Source organism: Streptomyces sp. NBC_01016, from assembly GCF_026341035.1.
GTDB lineage: Bacteria > Actinomycetota > Actinomycetes > Streptomycetales > Streptomycetaceae > Streptomyces.
On the sequence record NZ_JAPEOQ010000002.1, the window covers coordinates 2,937,256 to 2,956,159 of the forward strand.

19 protein-coding genes are annotated in these 18,904 nt (G+C 70.2%); 12 read left to right on the forward strand and 7 right to left on the reverse strand.

Annotated features, from left to right (window positions below):
* Positions 1-50: 50 nt before the first annotated feature.
* From OG746_RS40155 to OG746_RS40175, 5 genes are all read right to left on the reverse strand, one after another.
* Positions 51-1,541, reverse strand: coding sequence for an MFS transporter (locus OG746_RS40155; protein ID WP_266723741.1), 1,491 nt, complete (start codon positions 1,539-1,541; stop codon positions 51-53).
* Positions 1,534-3,090 carry an MFS transporter gene (locus OG746_RS40160; protein WP_266723743.1) on the reverse strand — a complete coding sequence of 519 codons (1,557 nt, stop codon included), beginning with the start codon at positions 3,088-3,090 and terminating at the stop codon, positions 1,534-1,536. Before OG746_RS40160 ends, OG746_RS40155 begins: the two co-directional genes overlap by 8 nt.
* Entirely contained in the window at positions 3,087-3,539 is a 453-nt protein-coding gene (locus OG746_RS40165) for an SRPBCC domain-containing protein (RefSeq protein ID WP_266723745.1), read from the reverse strand. Before OG746_RS40165 ends, OG746_RS40160 begins: the two co-directional genes overlap by 4 nt.
* 29 nt (positions 3,540-3,568) lie before the next feature.
* Positions 3,569-4,333, reverse strand: coding sequence for an SDR family NAD(P)-dependent oxidoreductase (locus tag OG746_RS40170; protein WP_266723747.1), 765 nt, complete (start codon positions 4,331-4,333; stop codon positions 3,569-3,571).
* Between the two features lie 75 nt (positions 4,334-4,408).
* On the reverse strand, positions 4,409-4,741 hold the full coding sequence (locus OG746_RS40175; protein WP_266723749.1) for a hypothetical protein: 333 nt from the start codon (positions 4,739-4,741) through the stop codon (positions 4,409-4,411).
* Between the two features lie 384 nt (positions 4,742-5,125).
* Between OG746_RS40175 and OG746_RS40180 the strand changes: the two genes are divergently transcribed.
* The 7 genes from OG746_RS40180 (at position 5,126) to OG746_RS40210 (ending at position 10,834) form a co-directional block, all read left to right on the forward strand.
* Positions 5,126-6,172, forward strand: a complete 1,047-nt coding sequence (locus OG746_RS40180) for an AfsA-related hotdog domain-containing protein (protein ID WP_266723751.1) — start codon at positions 5,126-5,128, stop codon at positions 6,170-6,172.
* Positions 6,169-7,251, forward strand: coding sequence for a beta-ketoacyl-[acyl-carrier-protein] synthase family protein (locus tag OG746_RS40185; RefSeq protein ID WP_266723753.1), 1,083 nt, complete (start codon positions 6,169-6,171; stop codon positions 7,249-7,251). Before OG746_RS40180 ends, OG746_RS40185 begins: the two co-directional genes overlap by 4 nt.
* Positions 7,252-7,262: 11 nt before the next feature.
* Positions 7,263-7,400 carry a hypothetical protein gene (locus OG746_RS40190; RefSeq protein ID WP_266723754.1) on the forward strand — a complete coding sequence of 46 codons (138 nt, stop codon included), beginning with the start codon at positions 7,263-7,265 and terminating at the stop codon, positions 7,398-7,400.
* 198 nt (positions 7,401-7,598) lie between these two features.
* Positions 7,599-8,462, forward strand: coding sequence for an AfsR/SARP family transcriptional regulator (locus OG746_RS40195; RefSeq protein ID WP_266723755.1), 864 nt, complete (start codon positions 7,599-7,601; stop codon positions 8,460-8,462).
* Between the two features lie 189 nt (positions 8,463-8,651).
* The gene (locus OG746_RS40200; RefSeq protein ID WP_266723757.1) at positions 8,652-9,911 is read left to right on the forward strand and encodes a cytochrome P450; all 1,260 of its coding nucleotides are present in this window, start codon (positions 8,652-8,654) and stop codon (positions 9,909-9,911) included.
* Between the two features lie 74 nt (positions 9,912-9,985).
* Positions 9,986-10,186, forward strand: a complete 201-nt coding sequence (locus OG746_RS40205) for a ferredoxin (RefSeq protein WP_266723759.1) — start codon at positions 9,986-9,988, stop codon at positions 10,184-10,186.
* 165 nt (positions 10,187-10,351) lie between these two features.
* A complete protein-coding gene (locus OG746_RS40210; RefSeq protein WP_266723761.1) occupies positions 10,352-10,834 on the forward strand; it encodes a hypothetical protein in 483 nt (160 codons plus the stop codon).
* 85 nt (positions 10,835-10,919) lie between these two features.
* On the opposite strand, the gene OG746_RS40215 is transcribed toward OG746_RS40210, so the two are convergent.
* The gene (locus tag OG746_RS40215) at positions 10,920-11,696 is read right to left on the reverse strand and encodes a hypothetical protein (RefSeq protein ID WP_266723763.1); all 777 of its coding nucleotides are present in this window, start codon (positions 11,694-11,696) and stop codon (positions 10,920-10,922) included.
* Positions 11,697-12,044: 348 nt separating this feature from the next.
* Between OG746_RS40215 and OG746_RS40220 the strand changes: the two genes are divergently transcribed.
* Together OG746_RS40220 and OG746_RS40225 are read left to right on the forward strand one after the other, a co-directional pair.
* Positions 12,045-14,483, forward strand: coding sequence for a DUF3289 family protein (locus OG746_RS40220; RefSeq protein ID WP_266723765.1), 2,439 nt, complete (start codon positions 12,045-12,047; stop codon positions 14,481-14,483).
* Positions 14,470-15,066, forward strand: a complete 597-nt coding sequence (locus tag OG746_RS40225) for a hypothetical protein (protein ID WP_266723767.1) — start codon at positions 14,470-14,472, stop codon at positions 15,064-15,066. Before OG746_RS40220 ends, OG746_RS40225 begins: the two co-directional genes overlap by 14 nt.
* Positions 15,067-15,167: 101 nt before the next feature.
* Here OG746_RS40225 and OG746_RS40230 read toward each other — a convergent pair whose 3' ends face one another.
* The gene (locus OG746_RS40230; RefSeq protein WP_266723769.1) at positions 15,168-15,683 is read right to left on the reverse strand and encodes a carboxymuconolactone decarboxylase family protein; all 516 of its coding nucleotides are present in this window, start codon (positions 15,681-15,683) and stop codon (positions 15,168-15,170) included.
* Between the two features lie 119 nt (positions 15,684-15,802).
* On the opposite strand from OG746_RS40230, the gene OG746_RS40235 reads away from it, so the two are divergent.
* The 3 genes from OG746_RS40235 to OG746_RS40245 all read left to right on the forward strand — a co-directional run bounded on the left by OG746_RS40235 (position 15,803) and on the right by OG746_RS40245 (position 18,368).
* Positions 15,803-16,792, forward strand: coding sequence for a pirin family protein (locus OG746_RS40235; RefSeq protein ID WP_266723771.1), 990 nt, complete (start codon positions 15,803-15,805; stop codon positions 16,790-16,792).
* 122 nt (positions 16,793-16,914) lie between these two features.
* Complete coding sequence (locus tag OG746_RS40240; RefSeq protein WP_266723773.1) at positions 16,915-17,253, forward strand: GNAT family N-acetyltransferase; 339 nt, start codon at positions 16,915-16,917, stop codon at positions 17,251-17,253.
* An 83-nt stretch (positions 17,254-17,336) separates the two neighbouring features.
* On the forward strand, positions 17,337-18,368 hold the full coding sequence (locus tag OG746_RS40245) for an NADPH:quinone reductase (protein WP_266723775.1): 1,032 nt from the start codon (positions 17,337-17,339) through the stop codon (positions 18,366-18,368).
* The last annotated feature ends 536 nt before the right edge of the window (positions 18,369-18,904 follow it).

Here is an 18,904-nt window from a genome sequence, read left to right on the forward strand (position 1 = left end):
GTACGGAACTGGCAGGGGAAGCGGGAACTCGTACGGAAAGCAGGCGCGGGTCAGGCCGGCTCGTGCACGACCTCCCGGTGCCGATCGGACGGCACGTCCGTGGTGTTCGCGCGCGGCCGTCGCAGGAGCGCCGCGATCGCCGCCGCGGAGGCCAGGCACAGCGCGGCGAAGCACCAGAGCACGGAGTGCAGGCCGTCGGTGAGACCGGGGCCGGTGAGCGTGCCCTGTGTGGTCTGCGCGAGAACGGCGCCGACCGCGGCGATCCCCACTGTTTCGGCGGTGAGCTTGGCGGTGTTGAAGGCGCCGGACGCCGCGCCCGCGTGCTCGACCGGGACGGCGTCCACGGCCTGGCCGTCGAGCAGCCCCTGGGCGATCGCCACGCCGCACCCGGCGACCAGCAGGGCGGGCAGCAGGGACGCGCCGGTCGCCATCCATGCCGCGCCCGCCGCCACCAGGACCAGTGAGGCCACCACCTGCACCCGGGCCGGGATCCAGCGCACCAAGTAGCCGCACAGCAGCGGCAGGACGAGCACCGGAGCGGTCAGCGCCAGCATCGCCCACCCGGCCGTGGACGGGGTCATGCCCACAGCGCGCGTGAAGTAGGTCGGCAAGTAGGTGAGCAGCGGGGCGAAGAGCCCGACCACCGCGGCCACCGCCAGGCACAGCGCCGCGAACCGGCCGGTGCCCACGTGCCGCAGGTCCAGCAGAGGACGCGCGGCCGTCCGCTCGCACCGTACGAAAAACGCAAGCGCCGCGACGGTGATCGCCGCGGACGCCCACACCAGCGGGGACGTCCAGCCGAGCAGCGGGCCCTCCACGAGCGTGAAGACCAGGGCCAACAGCCCCACGGTGAAGCAGATCGCGCCGGCCGGGTCGCCCTGACGGCCCGTGGCCCGCGGTGCGGCGGGGCGCGGCAGCAGCGGGACACCCAGCAGACACACCGCGCCGACCAGGCCCGGTAGGGCGAAGGCCGCCCGCCAGCCGAAGCCGTCGACGAGCTGGGAGGCGACCGTCGGACCGAAGGCAAGCCCGACGCCGATGGTGGTGCCGAACAGGCCGAAGACGCGGGCCCGTGAGCGGCCGGTGAACGCCCCCGCCAGCACCGCGCTGGCACCGGTCGTGGTGGCGGCGGCTCCGATGCCGGCGAGTAGGCGGGCCGCGTCAAGGAGCCAGATATTTCCGGCAGTTGCGGCCAGCAGCCCGCAGGCCGCGAAGAGCGCCACACCCGTGGCGAAGACGCGCCGGGCGCCGAAGCGGTCCGCCCAGGCGCCGGTGACCAGCATGAACGCCGCGAAGGTGGCGCTGTAGGCGTTCACCACCCACTGGGTGTCCGACAGGCCGACGTCGAGCTGCCGGGCGATGTCGCTCAGCGCCACCGAGGCGCCGGTCAGGGTGAAGGGCACCAGGAACAGGGCGACCAGCGTGGTGGCCAGAACGGCCCCGGAACGCCGCGGAGTTGAGGCGGGCACGCTCCGCGGAGTTGTCCCGGGCACGCCCGGCTGAGGTGCACCGGGAGAGCTCTGCTGCGAGGCCTCAGGCATGCTCGGCCTCCTTCACCCGCGCGGTCTGCTCCGCCGGAACCTCCGCGCTGTCCGGTCGCCGCGGCGCGAGCAGCTTCCACACCGCCACGCCGATGACGGCGCACAGCGCGGCGCTGACGAGCAGGACGGTCTGCCAGGCACCGGTCAACTCCTGGGCCACCAGCTGCTGGAAGCTCTCACCTGTGCCGGACGGGGCCAGGCGCGCCAGCCCCTCGCGCTCACCCGCCGCGGCGGTGTTGGCGATCTCCCCGGCGGACGCGGCGGTCCGGCCGTCGTCGGCGAGGCGCCCGGTGAGTAGTCCGACGAGGGCGGCGCCGGCGGCGGCGATGGCCACTGCCTCGCTGCCCAGGCGGAGGGTGTTGAGGAACCCGGCGGCGGTGCCCACCGATTGGGGTTCGACGACGTCGAGGACGGCGCCGTCGACGAGGCCGAAGTTCAATCCGAGGCCCACGCCGAGCATGATCAGCGGTGCGGCGAGGTCCGCGGCTCCGGCGCCCGGGTGCAGGGCGGGGGCCAGCCAGGCCACACCGGCCGTGAGCAGCAGCACGCTCAGCCCGAGGACGGCCCGGGTCGACATGCCCCAGCGCTGCAGCCGGGCGGCCAGCATCGGGGTCGGCAGGATGGGCAGCGTCATCAGGAGCATGAGCGTGCCCGCCGCCTGGCTGGAGATCCCGTCGGCCACGACCAGGTAGTTCGGCAGCAGGGGCAGCAGGATCACGAAGGCGAAGGTCGCCGCGACCGGGACGAGGCAGAGGCCCATGAAACGGGCGTTGCGCAGCAGCGCCAGGTCCAGCATCGGCGCGCTCACCCGCTTCTCGACGGCGCCGAAGGCGGCGAACAGCACGACGCTGCCGACCAGCAGGGCGACCACCGCGGGGCTCGACCAGCCCCACTGCGGGCCCTCGGCCACACCCATCATCAGGGCGAACAGGGCGGTCACGAACAGCACGGTGCCCAACCAGTCGACCCGCGCGCCCTGTTGGGGCCGAGCCCCGCTCATCGCCGGGATCGCGCAGGCCACCAGTGCCATCAGGATCGCGTGCAGGCCGAAGAAGGAACGCCAGCCCAGCGAGTCCGCCAGCACTCCCGCGGCCATGGCGCCCAGCGCGAGCCCGGCACCGGTCACGATCCCGACCGCGGCGAAGGCGCGCGTACGGGCGGCGCCGGTGAAGGTGGCGGAGAGAATCGCGCTGCCGCTGGTGAGCAGGGCGGCGGCGCCGATGCCCGCCAGCGCGCGGGACGCGTTGAGGATGGTGACGTCGCTGACCAGTGCGCTCAGGGCGCTGGAGGCGGTGAAGAGCACCGCCCCGGCGGTGAACAGGCGCCGGCGCCCCCAGGCGTCGGCGAGGGAACCACAGGCCAGCATGAAGCTGGAGAAGGTGAGGTTGTAGGAGTGCACCACCCACTGCAGGCTCGCCAGCGAGGCGTCGGTGTCGCGGGCGATGTGCGGCAGGGCGACTCCGGAGCCCGTCACCGAGGTCGGCAGCACCAACAGCGCCAGCAGGACGGCGACAAGCACCCATGCGGCGCGGGAACGTCCCGTACTCACGAGGCGGCCACCAGGGACTCCGCGCGCACCTTGAGAGCGGCGTTCATCAACATGAAGCCCTGCTCGATGCGCCACACCATCGCGCCGGCCAGCGGCATGCTCAGCCCGCCGAACTCCTCGAGCTGGCGCAGCCGGACACCCCCGTCGCGCTCCTCCAGGACGAAGGAGTGGCGGGCGCGGAAGAACGCGGGATGCTTGATGATCCCCGACCACTGCAGCAGCCGGCCCTCGTGCAGGGCGGTCACGGTGGGTGTGTGGGTCTCCTCCTCGGTCTTCATGGGCCGCTGCATGCGCAGGTGGAGCCGGGCCCCGGCCTCGATGCGGCCGCTTGCGTCGATGATGAAGGGGTTCCAGTCGCGGTAGCGGTCCAGGTCGGTGACGGCTTCCCATACGGCCTGGACCGGTGCGTCGATGTCGACGTGGGTGTCGATGCTGCGTCGTGTACGCACGATCGTCTCCAAGGGGTTCGAGGTCCGGTTCAGGCCGGGATGGACATGGACAGGCCGCCGTCGACCAGCAGGTCGACCCCGTTGACGTAGGCGGCGTCGGAGGAGGCCAGGAAGGCGACCACGGAGGCCACTTCCTCCGGCGTGCCGATGCGCCCGCACACCACGTCGCGGCGCGCCGCCTCGCGGCCCTCCTCGGTGGGGACCGACTCGCGGTACATGTCGGTGTCGATGTAGCCGGGGCTGATGGCGTTGACGCGGACACCGTGCGGCGCCAGGTCGGCGGCCAGGGTCTTGGCGAGGTTGCCCGCGGCGGCCTTGGAAGCGGCGTACAGCGAGCCGATGGCCAGTCCGCGGTGGTGGGTCCACGAGGCGTTGATGACCACCGCGGATCCCTCGTTGAGCAGCGGCAGGGCGCGCTGGACGGTGAAGAAGACGCCCTTGACGTTGGCGGCGAGCACGTCCTCGACGTCCTGTGCGGTGAAGTCGCCCAGGCGCTTGAAGACGCCGACACCGGCGTTGGCGAAGACCGCGTCCAAGGTGCCGAAGCGCTCGCGGACGGCGTCGGCCACAGCCTCGGCGCCGGAAGCCGTGGAGATGTCGGCGGACACGGTCAACACCCGTTGCCCGGCGTCCAGTTCGACGGCCGCCTTCTCCAGGCGCTCGGTATTGCGGCCGACCAGGGCGACCCGTGCTCCTTCGTCGAGGAAGCGGTGGGCCGCGGCCAGGCCCATGCCGGAGCCGCCGCCGGTGATCAGGACGGTCTTGTCGGCGAAGCGGGAGGTGTGCACATGCATGGTGGGTAACTCCTCATGGTTGTACGGGGGTTGGGTGCGGGCGCGGGTACGGGAAGGGTGTGAGCGCGCGCCGGGTCAGACGGGGGAGGGGAGCAGCTGATCCGCACGCTGGACGGCGAGTTCGGGGACGGCGCGGCGCGCGAGCCCGGCCATCGTGCGGCCGGGACCGACGTCGAGGAGCCGGGCGCAGCCGGCCGTGTCGCGCAGCGTGTCGAGCACGCCGTGCCAGTGCACCGGGCCGGTCAACTGAGCGAGACACAGAGCCGGGTCCGCCGCCTGCGACACCTCCTCGACCAACTCCCAGGCGCGGCTGGTGGACCAGGGGGCGCCCAGGCCCGGACGCTGCACCCCCTGCCCCGGAAACAGTGCGGCCGTGCGCGCTGCCGGAGACGCTTCATTTGCAGCCATTGTCTTCTTCCCTGCTCCGTCGTTCGGCGGTCGCCCTAACATGTTCACGACCGCTTTCTAAAGCGGTGCTCAAGGATCACTAAAGCGCAATTTCCCCCCGCCTCGTATTCGGCGGCTTTAGTGATTCTTTGGTGCGCCGCAGTGAGACTCCTGGTGTCGGCCGAGCGACGGACTCGGCCCCATCGGGAGGGACGCATGAACCACACGGAGCGGGCCGCGCGGGCCGGACTGAGGAATTCCCACGCCGCGAGAATTCGGGCGTTGATGGGCCTGGCCGAGGAATTCGAATCACCGCGGGCTTTCGCCGGACCACCGCAACCGCGCCCCTGGCGTTCCCCGCTGCCCCGGTCCGCCTGACCGCCCGTTCCGACGAAAGGAAATCCCGTGCCCCCGACCCTGTCCGCACCGTCGGCCCCGCACCGAGGCGAACAGGCGGAGCTGTCCTTCACCCGCATCGTCGACCGCCGCATCCTGCACCGCTGGGCACTGTCCGAGGTCTTCCTCACCGATGTGCATCACACCGACGACGGCGGCTACCGCGCCGCGGCCCAACTGCCCTGGAAACACCCGTACTACGGCGACCACCTCACCCGCCTCGACTGCCCCGACCCGCTGCTCCTCCTCGAGTGCGTGCGTCAGGCCGAGACCTGGGGCGGGCACGCGGTCGCCGGCGTGGGCGAGGACCGCCAATTCCTGCTGCGCCGCTGGACCATGGCGCTGCCGGGCCTGCTGACCGCCCCCGACACGCAGCGTCCCGCCGAGGTCTCGGTGGCGGTGACGACATCCGGCGCCCAGGGCCCCGCGGGCTCCCCGCGCCGTCTCACCTTCGCCGCCGACGTGGGGGTGTGGGACCACCACGTAGGACAGGTCCGCATCGAGGTCGGCTACATCCCCTCCGATGTGTACGCCGCCGTGCGTGAGAGCGGCCGTGGCAGACCGCTTCCCGACTTCGCCGCGCTGCCCCGCACCACCAGCTCCCTGGCCCCGCACTGGGTCGGACGCACCGACCGCCACAACGTCGTCCTCGACGACATCACCGTGGACGGGCAGGGCACTTCGGCGCGCGTGTGCGCCCCGCTGGACAACCGCAGCATGTTCGACCACGCCCAGGACCACGTGCCCGGCATGGTCCTCATGGAGGCCGCCCGGCAGCTGTGCCTGTTCACCGGAGCCGAGCTGCACGGCACATCCGCGGCCCACACCACCGTGGCCGGCTTCGACTTCTCCTTCAGCCGCTACGCCGAGCTGGACGCGCCGCTGACCGCCCATGTGCGGCACAGCGGCCCCTACGCAGGGGACGACGCCCTGGCCTCCGCACTGCCCCGACTGACCACCCACCACGTCGAGTTCCTCCAGGACGGAGCCCTGTGCGCCCGCGGCGTGCTGCACACCACCACCGCCCGCGCCGCACCCCAGAGGAGCCAGCCGTGATCGACATCCCCCGCGGCACCTGGATCGCCGCCGCCGAGTGGCTCCCGGCCACCTCCCGGACCCCTCAGGACGCTCTGCTCCTCGGGCAGGTCACCGCCGAGGAGATCGCGGCCATGGGGTACTCCTACCTGCCGTGCTCGGAGGACCTGTCCGCACCGCAGATGGCGGCCGAAGCCGGATTCGCGGCCCTGGAACGCGCCCAGGTGGATCCCGCGCGGCTGGGCTCCGTCCACCACGCCTGGACCTACTACCAGGGCCACGACTTCTGGTCCCCGGCCCACTACGTCGCCGCGCGCCTGGGCGCCCGGCACGCCGTCCCCGTCGGCATCCAGCAGATGTGCAACGGGGGAGCGGCCGCCCTCGAAGCGGCCGTCGCCCGCCTCGCCGTCACCGCACCACCCGCCTGCGCCCTGGTCACCACCGCGGACCGCTTCGTCGCACCCGGCTTCGACCGCTGGGCGGGCGACTACGGGGTCTGGTACGGCGACGGCGCCACCGCCGCCGTCCTGGGCCGCGCCGCCACCCCGGGAACGGTTCCGCCGGAACGGTCCCTGCAACTGCGCGCCCTGGTCACCCGCGCCCAGCCGGACCTGGAAGTCGTGCACCGCGGCCGCGACCGCTTCCATGCCGCCGCGGGCGAACTCGGGCCCGTCGACGTACGCCGCACCAAGAAGGCCTATCTGAGCGGCACGAGCCGGGACGCCTTCGTGGCCCGGCTGCGGCGGTGCACCACCGAAGTGCTCGCCGCCGCCCTCGCCCAGGCCGCCGACCGGCCGGGGGCCTGCACCGACAGCGGCCCGCGCAGCGTCCTGCTGCCCCGCCTGGGCGCGGCCACGGCACGCGACATCTACGGCAAGGCCGTCGCCGAAGTGACCGGCGCCCCGGCCGTGGACCTGGGCGCGGGGACCGGACACCTCGGCGCCGGGGACGCCCTGTCGAACCTGGCGGCCCTGTCCGACCCCTCCCACCCGCAAGGGCTCCTCCCGGGCGAGTACGCCGTCGTGCTCAGCGCCGGAGCCGGCTTCACCTGGAGCGCGCTCGTCGTGCAGCGCCCCACCGAACAGACCGACCCGTCGTGAAAGGCCACTTCATGTCCGCACCCACCCCGTCCGACAGCCTGCTGGAACAGGCCCCGCCCGGGCTTCCCGGCTGCGTGGGCGACGACCCGGATCTCGTGGCGCACGTTCGCGACCGCGACGGAATCCTGATCCCCGGCATGAACGGCTGAAGCGTCAAAGCAGCGACTGAAGCATCAAGGAGTCGTCAACAGTGGCTCGTGTGAGGAGGCACTCACTCGGCGTACAACATGAGAACGGGTATTATGTTTTCTGTGCGTACGCCGCCACCGTGTGCACAAAGGCATCCGGGCAGCGCTCTGTCTCCGAGGGTGGAGCGCTGCCCGGTACGGCTCCTGAGGGGGACTGCAGTGACCGCAGTGACTGAGCACCACGCTTCCGAGACCAGAGTGAGCATCGAGACCGAGGCCCTGCGATTCCGCATCCTGGGCCCGCTCTCGATGACCGTGCACGGCCGCGAGGCCGCACCGACCGCGGCGAAGCAGCGCCAGGTGCTCTGCCTGCTCCTGATGAACGTCGGCCGGCGGGTGACCACCACCGCGCTGACATCCGAACTGTGGCCCAACGAGGTGCCGCGCACGGCGAAGACCGCCCTACAGACCTACATCAGTGCCCTGCGGCGGCTCTTCGCCAAGGAGCTCGACCTGCCCGCCGAGACCGTTGCCGCGTCCCTGCTCACCACCGACGCCGGGAGCTACACCCTGCACCTTCCCGCATCCTGCTGGGACGGCGCCGAGTTCCAGGCTCTCCTGGAGCGGGGCGAGGGCGCCGCCGCGCGCGGAGACTACGAGGAGGCCGAAACCACGCTCGCGCGGGCCCTGTCGATGTGCCAGGGAGACATCCTCGAAGATGTACTGAAGGGCCCTCAACTGCGCCCGCTGGCCCGCTTCTTGGACGAGGCCCGGCTGCACGGCGAAGAGATCCTCGTCGACACCTTTCTGCGTACCGGCAAGAAGAATCAGGCCGTGTGCCGTGCCACCACCCTGGCCGACCGCAACCCCTACCACGAGGGACTGCACGCCCAGTTGATGCGATCCCTGTACGCCGCCGGCCGGCGCAATGACGCGCTCAAGGCCTACCGCGAGCTCGACGCCCGCCTCGCCGACGAACTCGGCACCGTGCCCTCACCGGAAACCCGCACCCTCCACCACGCCCTGCTCCAGGATGCCCCCGACGCCGCCTTCTTGCGCCTCGCACCGGTCAGCGGCGGCTGATCCGTGGGGTCGGCTCGGTGCGGCCACGACGCGGGGTGCCGCTCGGGGATGTGACGGTTGTGCGTCATACATAGAGAGTGCATCATGCACAGACGGTGCATGATGCACTCTTGTTGAACGGTGCATTGTGCAGGCCCTTTCGCCACCGTGGACACCTGCCGCCGCCTCCACCCCACGAGGAGCCGCACCATGACCGACCAGGCCGAACACGCCTACGCCCAACCGCCCGTCAGCCTGCCGCTGTCGGGAGACACCCCGCTCGAACCGCCCGCCGTGTGGGAGGAGTTGCGCGCCCGGTGCCCCGTCGCCCGCGCCACGCTGCCCAGCGGTGACACGGCCGTCTATCTGACCCGGTACGACGACGTCCGGGGTCTGCTCGCCGACCCCCGGTTCGTCCGCCCCACGGAGGAGGACAACGCCGCCCGGATGGCACCCGAGGGTGCCGGGGGAGCCGCCGCCACCGGTAGTTCCGCCGTCGCGCACCCCACCAAGGGCGAACCGCACCAGCGTTGGCGCCGTCAGGTGGGCCGCTACTTCACCGCCAAGCGGATGACCGCCCTGCGCCCCGCCATGACCCGCCTCGCCGAGGGTCTCGTGGACGCCATGCTCGCCGATGGCGCCCCCGCCGACCTGCGGGCGAGCCTCGGCTTCCCGTTCCCCGTCTACGTCATCTGCGACCTCCTCGGGGTGCCCGCGGAGGACCGGGACCGCTTCTCCGGCTGGTCCGACAGCTTCCTCAGCGTCACTCGCTACAGCGCCGACGAAATCCGTACCGCCCAGGCGGAGTTCGTCGCCTACATGTCCGCGCACATCGCCGCCAAGCGCGCCGAACCCGCCGACGACCTCCTCAGTGTTCTCATCACGCAGAGCGAAGAAGCGGGCGGCGCGGGGAGCGAGAGCGAAGGCGGCGGCCTGAGCGACGACGAACTCGTGTCCACCGGCATGGGACTGCTCGTCGCCGGCCACGAGACCACCGCCAACTCGATCGGCAAGATGGTCTCCCTGCTGCTCGACGACCGCGGCCGCTGGGAGAGCCTGCTGGCCGACCCGTCGTTGGTGCGCACCGCCGTCGAGGAGTCCCTGCGCTTCGACAGCAACCTCGGCTTCGGGCTGCGCCGTTACCTCGGCGAGGATGCCGAGGTCGGCGGGCAGGTCGTCCCGGCGGGCAGCACGGTCGTGTGCAGCATGCCGGCCGCCAACCGCGACGAGCGCGCCTTCACCGGCGCCGACGCCATGGATCTCGCCCGCACCCCGAACCCCCACCTCACCTTCGGCGTGGGACCGCACTCCTGCCTCGGCCAGGCACTGGCCCGCACCGAACTCCAGGTCGTCCTGGAGGTCCTGCTGTCCCGCGTCCCCACCCTGCGCCTCGCCGTCCCCGCCGCCGAACTCCGCAAGACGGAGGGCCTCCTGGTGGGTGGCCTGAGCGAAGTCCCCGTCAGCTGGTGAGTCCGCTGGTGACCCCTGGACCTGTAGCCCCGACGACCCCGACAACCCCGATAGCCCCGTAGAGGAGACGGACCGTGAAACTCACCGTCGACCAGGACAAGTGCTGCGGCGCCGGTGCCTGCGTCCTGTCCGCGCCGGAGGTATTCGACCAGCGCGACGAGGACGGCATCGTGACCCTCCTGACCCCCGAACCCGGCTCCGAGCACCACGCTGCCGTACGCGAAGCGGCGGCCATGTGTCCCACCGCGGCGATCGGTGTGAGGGAATCCGGCTGAGCGTCACGAGGTCATGGGCCGCCCTCTCCGTCTCGCCGGTCGCCCCGTCACGACAGCGATTTCGGGCACGCCGGACGACGTGTGTCACACAAAGAAGTCATTCGACTACCGTGCGTATCCATCGTGCGGGACTGCCCGCACGCGACTCGATGGAGAGGATCGTTCATGACATCCATCCGCCTGCTCGGACGGTCACTCGGACTCGCGTCCGCTTCGCTCGCTGTGGCGGTGGGTGCCCTGGCTGCCCCCGCGGTGGCTCTGGGCGGTCCGGAGCCACTGCCCACCATGACCGTGGACTTCGGTTACGAGGACGAGCAGCCCAGCGGCAGCGAGGGGCAGCAGTTCGACGGCGATGCCCGTCTCCTCGATGCCTCGGGAGACGTGGTGGGGCGGTTCTACTACGACTGCACCACGGCGGCGCCCGGGAAGACGACGGTGGGTGCGCTGTGCTCCGGCGCCTACGTCATCGAGGGGAGGGGTGAGATCTTCACCCAGGCCTTCAAGCCCATCCAGAAGGATGAGGACACCATGCCCCGCCCCACCCGCTCCGCGGTGACCGGGGGCACGGGTGACTTCAAGGGTGCGAGCGGCCAGGCGACGATGCTGCCGGTCGGTGAACCGGACACCAATACCGTCGTGTTCAACTGACGCGCACGCATGGCGTCGTGCGCGCTCGCACTCTGTACGGCTTTCTGGGGCCGGGTGGTTGGACCGCCCGGCCCCGCCGTAGAGATCAGATCTTCGGGGCAGTCACGATCTTTCCGGTCGGCGCCTTCGCGCCGACGGACGCGCCGAAGTCGGACCACGTGATGGTCTGCATGCCGGTCCCGTTGCTGTACGGCACCTCCTGCCGCAGCAGGTAGGGCTTGCCCGTGGTCGCGATGCTGAACGTGGCCTTCTTGCTCGGGTCCGTGCCCTTGGCGACGACCGTGGCGACGGGCTGCCCCGCCACCTCCGCGGCGTCACCCTTCTCCAGCTTGAGGGAGCTCTTCTCCTGCTGGCCGAACTGCTCGACGTGGCAGTAGCTGACGAGCGCCTTCGTGAGCGAGGCGGTCGGTGAGCCGTGCATCCACTGCTCGGCCTGGATGGTGCCGGCATCGTTCTTCTTGGCCCAGGAGACGAACTTGGAGTCGACCTTGACCCAGACGTCGTTGCCCTTGCGGATGATTTCGAAGGTGCCCATGTCCGTGAGGTCGACCGTGCCGGTGCACTCCGTGGCGGAGAGCCGGAGGTCGGACTTGGCGTCCGAGCGCGACATGACCTCGTGGACCGAACCTGCGGCGGCCTTCGTCTCCAGGCCCTTGGCGCGCAGTTCGGTGGCGGCGAGCTTGTCGGCGCCGTTCGGCTTGGCGTCGGCCTTGGCCGGCTTGTCCGCGGCGGTCGACGCCTTGCTGTCGGCGTCCGCGGCCTTGTCCGAACCGCTGTTGCAGGCCGTCAGCGACACCAGGGCGGCGGCGCAGGCGAGCGCGGTGGCGGTGCGGCGGACGGACAGGACGTGCGTGTTGTTCATCAGTTCCCCGTTGTTCCCCGTGAGTGTGTGGTTGCCGTAAGTGGCATGTGCCGTTCTATCAGTGGGCGGGTGACGCCTCGTAGCGGGGGCTCGACTCAACGTCGTGAACGGCGGTCGTCAAGGGTCGAAATCGGCCTCTCCCTCACCAGGCGCCACCGCCAAATCACCAGGAACGGAACTTAACGATCCACCCAGCGTCCTCAACTTCCCCTCATGGAAGCCAAGGTTCCGTCATCGACCCCTGCTAGCTTCTGCGTTCGACTGGCGAAGTGCCGTGAAACGGGGGCTACTTCGCGACGCCTGGTAAGTGTGGACACTTGGGGGAAGACCATGCGCAGACGCGTCACAATGCCACTCAGTGCCTTATTACTCCTGCTCGGAACCGCGGCACCCGCGATCGCGGGCAACGACGAGGACACACCTCCCGGGAAGACGATCTACCGGGACAAGGCGGTCGACGTCTCCTATCGGCAGCTCGCGGCGGACGATCCGCAGTGGGGCAGGGTTCCGAAGGAGTTGCGCGACAAGTCGACCGAGGGCTCCTACATCGCGGAGCTCCAGATCAAGAACGTCTCCAAGCGAGACATCACCGACTGGTCCCTGACGTTCGAACTGCCGGACAGGATCACGGCCACCGAGTCGGCGAAGCTGGATGGTGCCCAGCAGGGCGAGCGCACAACGATCCAGAACGACGCGGCGAACAAGGTGATCGAGCCGGGTACGACCTCGACCCTTTGGTACCGCGCGAAGGCCGGCGGTACGGCACACACCCCGGCCTGGACGAGCTTCGCGAAGGACGGGGCGCGGCCGACGAAGGACACCGACGGCGACGGGCTCCCGGACGACATGGAGCAGCGCGCCAAGCTCGACCCGAAGAGCAAGGACACGGACCACGACGGCCTGGCCGACTTCTTCGAACTGGGCAACCGCAGCGACCCGTCCAAGGCGGACAGCGACGGCGACGGCGTCCGTGACGGCAAGGAGGACCCGGACGGCGACAAGGTGTCGAACCTGCGCGAGGTGCAGCTCAAGACCTCACCCGGGCGGGCGGACACCGACGCGGACGGACTGGCCGACGGCAAGGAACTGACCCGGCACACGAGCCCGGCCAACCCCGACACCGACGGCGACGGCGTGGAGGACGGCCAGGAGACGCGGATCGGGTCCGACCCACGTGCCGCGGAGTCCTCGTTCGACGTGACACGGTCCGCGGACGGCGGAGCCACCACGGCCTCGGCCACGATCAAGGGACTGAGTCCCAAGCAGGTGTCGACGTTCTCGGTCACCAAGCTCCCGGCCGATCAGCAGCAGTTCCCGAAGTCCACTCCGGGCTACGTGGGCAACGGCTACGAGTTCACGGTCGACGGCAAGTTCGACGCAGCGAAGATCTCCTTCAAGGTCGACAAGGTCGCCCCGAAGCAGGCCGGATCGGACTTCAAGCCGGCCGTCTACGGCTACGACGAGAAGTCCCAGCGCCTGATCAAGCTCGCGGACCAGCGGCTCGACGGCGACACGATCACGGCCACCACCAGCGACTTCTCCAAGTACACGGTGCTCGACAGCCGGGCCTTCGACAAGGTGTGGGAGCACACCGACCAAACCGTCCGTAAGGATTCCGCCCAGGAACAGGGCTCGTCGAAGGACACCGACAACGACGGCATCAGCGACGGCGACGAGAAGGCGATGCGCGCCGGGAACCTCGTCCAGGGCAATGGTGTGCCGGTGGGCGCGATGGACCCCAAGAACCCGGATTCGGACGGTGACTCGGTCAAGGACGGCAAGGAGGTCCAGGTCGTCACGGACAAGCTGTCCGGTACGAAGCAGGGGACGCAACAGGGGACCAAGCAGCTCACCTACGCCAAGCTGACCTCGAACCCGCTGAAGACGGACACGGACGGGGACGGTTCCCGGGACCGTGCCGACCAACACCCGCTGGTCTTCGACGAGTCGGACATGCTGATCCACCAGTCGGCGAACCGGGAGGGCCGGCGCAAGGAGCCCAACCCCGACGACTTCCAGGTGCCTCCGAGCCGGCTGGTGGCGGACGACCTGACGTTCAACGACTACAACTGGGACGAACTGACCGATCTCAGCTGGGACTTCTGGAACGCCTCGATCACCCCCGAGTTCCTGATGTGGGGAGAGTTCAACGACATCATGAACTTCGGCAAGGCCGGCGCGGACAGCGGCAATCAGCAGACGGTGGACGACCTGCGCAACGCCTTCCGCTTCGGCCACAACGGGGAGAGCGCGGGCTCCGTCTCGGTGGACGACGACTACGACCCCGCCCGGTTCCAGCAGGTCGGCTCCGGCAGCGCCCTGTCCCGGGCGGTCGCGGCGTCACCGCAGGAGAAGACGTACACGGACAAGGCCAAGGAGCTCATCGTCCAGTCCATCAAGGACAACAAGGGCGGGACGGCGCAGTTCCAGCTCCAGGACGACCTGAACCAGAACCTGCTCTACCAGACGTTCTCCCGGGAAGGTGTGCAGTACCCGGTCTACGACTTCTCCCTCTTCGACGCCAACCAGCGTGCGCTCTCCATCGCCATCCACCAGTTCCACGGGCAGACGATCCGGCTGAAGGACTACAAGGTCAGCGGAAACACCTTCTCCGGGAAACTGCTGTTCCACTCCTACGACCACTTCGGACTCGACCCCGACGACGAGATCACGAACTACGGCTTCATCGACTGGTTTACGCTGCAGCACTATGAGCGATTCGAGGGGAAGTACGCCCCGCCGATCGCGGTGGCGGACGTCGAGATACCCATCAATGGTTCGTTCTGACGCCCTCGAGTTGGAGCGTCGCCGATGGCGGCGCTCGCCGGGCCGGGTTCTGCTCGTCGCGCTGATCGTGGCGGCGGCGCTGTTCCTGGCCTGGCGGGTCGTCGTCCTCGGACTGCTGGAGGCACACTTCGGCAGCGGGTACGACGACGGGCGGTTCGACAAGCTGCAGACGGAGTTCGACCGCCGGTCGTCGGCCTTCGCCAAGGCCGACGACCGGATGCGGGAGCTGGCGGCCGCCCACCCGCGGGCCGAACGGATCACCTGGATCCCGGCGGTGATCTGCGTGCGTGACGCCGGACGGCCCGAATCCTGTAAGCCGACGTCTGCCGAGGACCAGGCGGCGTACAGGGCGCTGTGGGGCGTCGACGTGATCGTCCGCCAGTCGAAGGACAAGGGGCGCACGTTCTTCCGTTTCTACGGCAACGACCCCCCGCGCTACACGATCATGCACGCCTCCGAGGACACGGACGCGGAGGAGTACGCGGACGACCGCGACTTCCGAAGCACGCGGTCGCTGAAGCCGGGGTGGACGATCCTCGGCCCGATCGACGATCTGGACCGTGAGGATGCCCAATGGCAGTAACGGATGCCCAATGGCAGTAAGAGGGCGCTCTCTTCTGCCCCGGCCGCCCGCCGGAGTCGTCGTGATCAGTCCTCGACCTTGCTGCGGCTGGGTCGGCCAGGTCACTGGACTGCCGGGTTCGGCATGGCGGCCCGGCGCACGGGGTGCTTGCTGAGGATGGAGACCCGGTTGAAGGCGTTGATGGAGATCGACGCCCAGATCGCGGCGGAGATCTCGGCGTCGTCGAACACCTCCCGGGCCGCGGCGTACGCCGACTCCTGAGCGGCGGCGTCATCCGGGTGCGTGACTGCTTCGGCCAGGCCGAGCGCCGCCCGCTCCCGGTCGGTGAACACCTCGGTGTCCCGCCATCCCGGCAGCACCCCCAGGCGCAGCGGTGATTCACCGGCGTGCAGGGCGGCACGGGTGTGCGTGTTGAGGCAGAAGGCGCACCCGTTGATCTGGGACACGCGTACGTTGATCAGCTCCAGCAGGGCGGGCTCGAGGCCGGCCGCGGCGGCTTCGGCGCGAACCGTCTCGGCGGCGTGCCGGAAGGCCCGGTATGCGTCCGGTGACTGCTTGTCGATGAAGACCCGGCGCCGGTCCTGCGTGCCCGTGGTGGTCGCTGCTGTGCTGCTCACTGTGGAGCCCTCCCTCGTTCGTGGCCGCCGGTGCCGGTCGGCAGTGGCGACCTACGCCAATATAGTTTACTGTTCAATCACCTTGCTACGGGGAAGATCCACAAAGGGGGAGGAGCGCCATGGCCGCACACGAGCAGACGCCGGTCGAGAACCACCGCACGCCGGTGACGCCACATCAGAAGACCGCCGACAGCAGGCGGGTGGAGCTGCTGTCGGCCCGCGAGGTGCCACTAGGCGGCCCGCGGGCGATGACCGTACGGCGCACCCTTCCCCAGCGGGAACGGAGCCTGATCGGTGCGTGGTGCTTCGCCGACCACTACGGGCCCGACGACGTCACCGCCACCGGCGGAATGGATGTCGCGCCGCATCCGCACATCGGCCTGCAGACGGCGAGTTGGCTGTTCAACGGCGAGATCGAGCATCGCGACAGCCTCGGCACGCACGCCATGGTGCGACCCGGCGAGCTGAACCTGATGACCGCCGGGCGCGGCATCAGCCACTCCGAGGTGTCCACCCCGGACGCCACCGTCCTGCGCGGTATCCAGCTCTGGATCGCGCTCCCGGACGCGCACCGCGACGTCGCGCCCGCCTTCCGATACCACGCCCCCGCCACCATCGCCCTGGACGGAGCGGAGGCCAGGGTCTTCCTCGGCACGCTGACCGGAGACACCTCCCCGGTCCCCACGTACTCCCCGCTGCTCGGCGCGGAACTCGTGCTCGAACCGGGCGCGCACGTCACCCTCGCGGTGGACCCGGCCTTCGAACACGGGGTCCTGGTCGACGAAGGGGCCGTCCGGGTCGAGGACACCCTCGTACCGCACGCGGAGCTCGGCTACCTGGCCCCGGGCGGAGACACGATCACCCTCACCAACGACGCGAGCAGCCCGGCGCGGCTTCTGCTGCTGGGCGGTACACCGTTCGGCGAAGAGATCGTGATGTGGTGGAACTTCATCGGCCGGAGCCACGAGGACATCGTCGCGGCCCGGGCGGAGTGGGAAGCCGACGCGGAACGCTTCGGCACGGTGTCCGGCTACCCCGGCAACCGCCTGCCGGCCCCCGAACTGCCCAACAGCAGGCTGAAGGCACGCGGCAACCGCTCGCCGCACTGACGGCCCCGGGAACACACCAACACACCAACACGCCAGCACACCAATCCGCCTACGCCCCGACACACCAAGGCCCAAGACTCAAGACTCAAGGCCGTCCCGCACGGCACAAGGAGAAAAGAACCATGACATCCGCCACCACTCCGGTCGTCGAACACCGCCCCGACGAGCAGCGCTACGTCATCACGGTCGACGGCGAACAGGCCGGTCTCACCGAGTACCGCGACCGCGACGAGCAACGGGTCTTCTTCCACACCGAGGTCGACGACCGCTTCGCCGGACAGGGCCTGGCCTCGACGCTGGTGACCGAGGCCCTGGCCGACGTCCGCGCCGCCGGCAAGCGGGTGGTTCCCGTCTGCCCCTACTGGGCCAAGTACGTCAAGAAGCGCGAGGAGGAGACGGCCGACGTCGTCGATCCGGTGACCCCGGAGATCATGACGTGGCTGCGAAGCCGGATCGGCTGAACGCGGACGGTCTCCCTTCCCGCCCACCGTCTCCTTTCCCGCCCACCGGGAATACGACAAGTCCAGTAGTGATTGGCCAGAACATGAAGGCCATCGTGTACAGCAGCAACGGCGACTCCGAAGTTCTGAAGGTGGAGGAGCGCCCCGTCCCCGACCCCGGTCCCGGCGAGGTCCGGGTCGAGGTCCATGTCTCCGGGGTCAACCCCACCGACTGGAAGGTCCGGGCAGGAGTCTCGGGTCAACTCGGGGACGGCGAAAGTCAGGTGCCCAACCAGGACGGTGCGGGCCGCATCGACGCGGTCGGCGCGGGAGTCGACCCCGCGCGGATCGGGGAGCGGGTGTGGCTGTACCTGTCCGCGGCCGGGCGCCCCGACGGCGGCACGGCCCAGGAGTACCTGACCATCCCGGCCGAGCGGGCGGTGCCGCTCCCGGACAACGCCGGCTACGACCTGGGCGCGGCGCTCGGCGTCCCGGCGCTCACCGCCCACCGTGCCCTGACCCTCGCCGCCGACGGACCGGACCGGTTGGCGCCGGGGGTGTTTGACGGACGGACCGTGCTGATCGCCGGAGGAGCGGGCGCGGTCGGCAACGCGGCGATCCAGCTGGCCCGTTGGGCCGGGGCGACGGTCATCACGACCATCAGTTCCCCGGAGAAGGCCGACCTGGCGCAGGCCGCCGGCGCCCACCACATCGTCAACTACCGTACGCAGGACGCCGCCAAGGTCATCCTCGACCTGGCGCCGGACGGGGTCGACCTCGTCGCCGAAGTCGCCCCGGCGGTCAACGCCGAACTGAACCTGGCGGTCACCAGGAACAACGCAACGATCGCCTTCTACGCCAACAACGGCGGCGACGAACTCCGGCTGCCGCTCCGCGCGACCTTCGGCCGGAACCTGGACTGGCACGGCCTGTCCCTCTACACCGTCCCGGCCGACGCGATGCGCGACGGCGTGGCCGCCGTCTCGGAGGCCGTCGCGGCCGGCGCGCTGCGGGCAGGTACGGAGTCCGGTCTGCCGCTGCTCCGCTTCCCGTTGGAGCAGACGTCGAAGGCGCACGAGGCGGTCGAGGGCGGTGCCGTGGGCAAGGTCCTCATCGACGTCAGGGCGGCCGAGTAGGGGCGGAGCCTGTGGCCCCGCTGCCCTGGGGCGCAGGACTTGGCCTGCGCGATCCCGACGGGGTCGGTCCAGTGCGGTGAGTGTGCCGTCCTGTCGTCAGGCGGTGTCGTGGTCGGTCCAGGTCGATACCTGGACCGACCCCAGGGGCCAGTGGCGGTCGGTGACGATGCCGGGGCTGCGCGCTTCCAGTTGCTGAACGAACTGGTCGTGCCAGCACACCTGTTCCCGGTGCAGGGCCGGCCGTGACAGACGACCGACAGCAGGGTGGCAGGCAGCGATGACCTGTGCGAGGTCAACTCCGTTTCCAGGATGGTGAGTACGAACGGCGCGTACCAGACGACCAAGGGCTCTTTGGTTGCCAGATACTCGGTCAGAGTGGCCGCCAGCTCGCCCAGCGCCTCGCGGGCAGGTGTCCCTTCGGCGCGTGCCCGCTCCACCGTGATGCCGTGGCCCTTGTACGGTGCGACGGACAGCGGACCGGGCCCCGGGTCGACGAGCCAGGACCTTTGCGTCCCGTCAGTGGTGCACACCGCCGC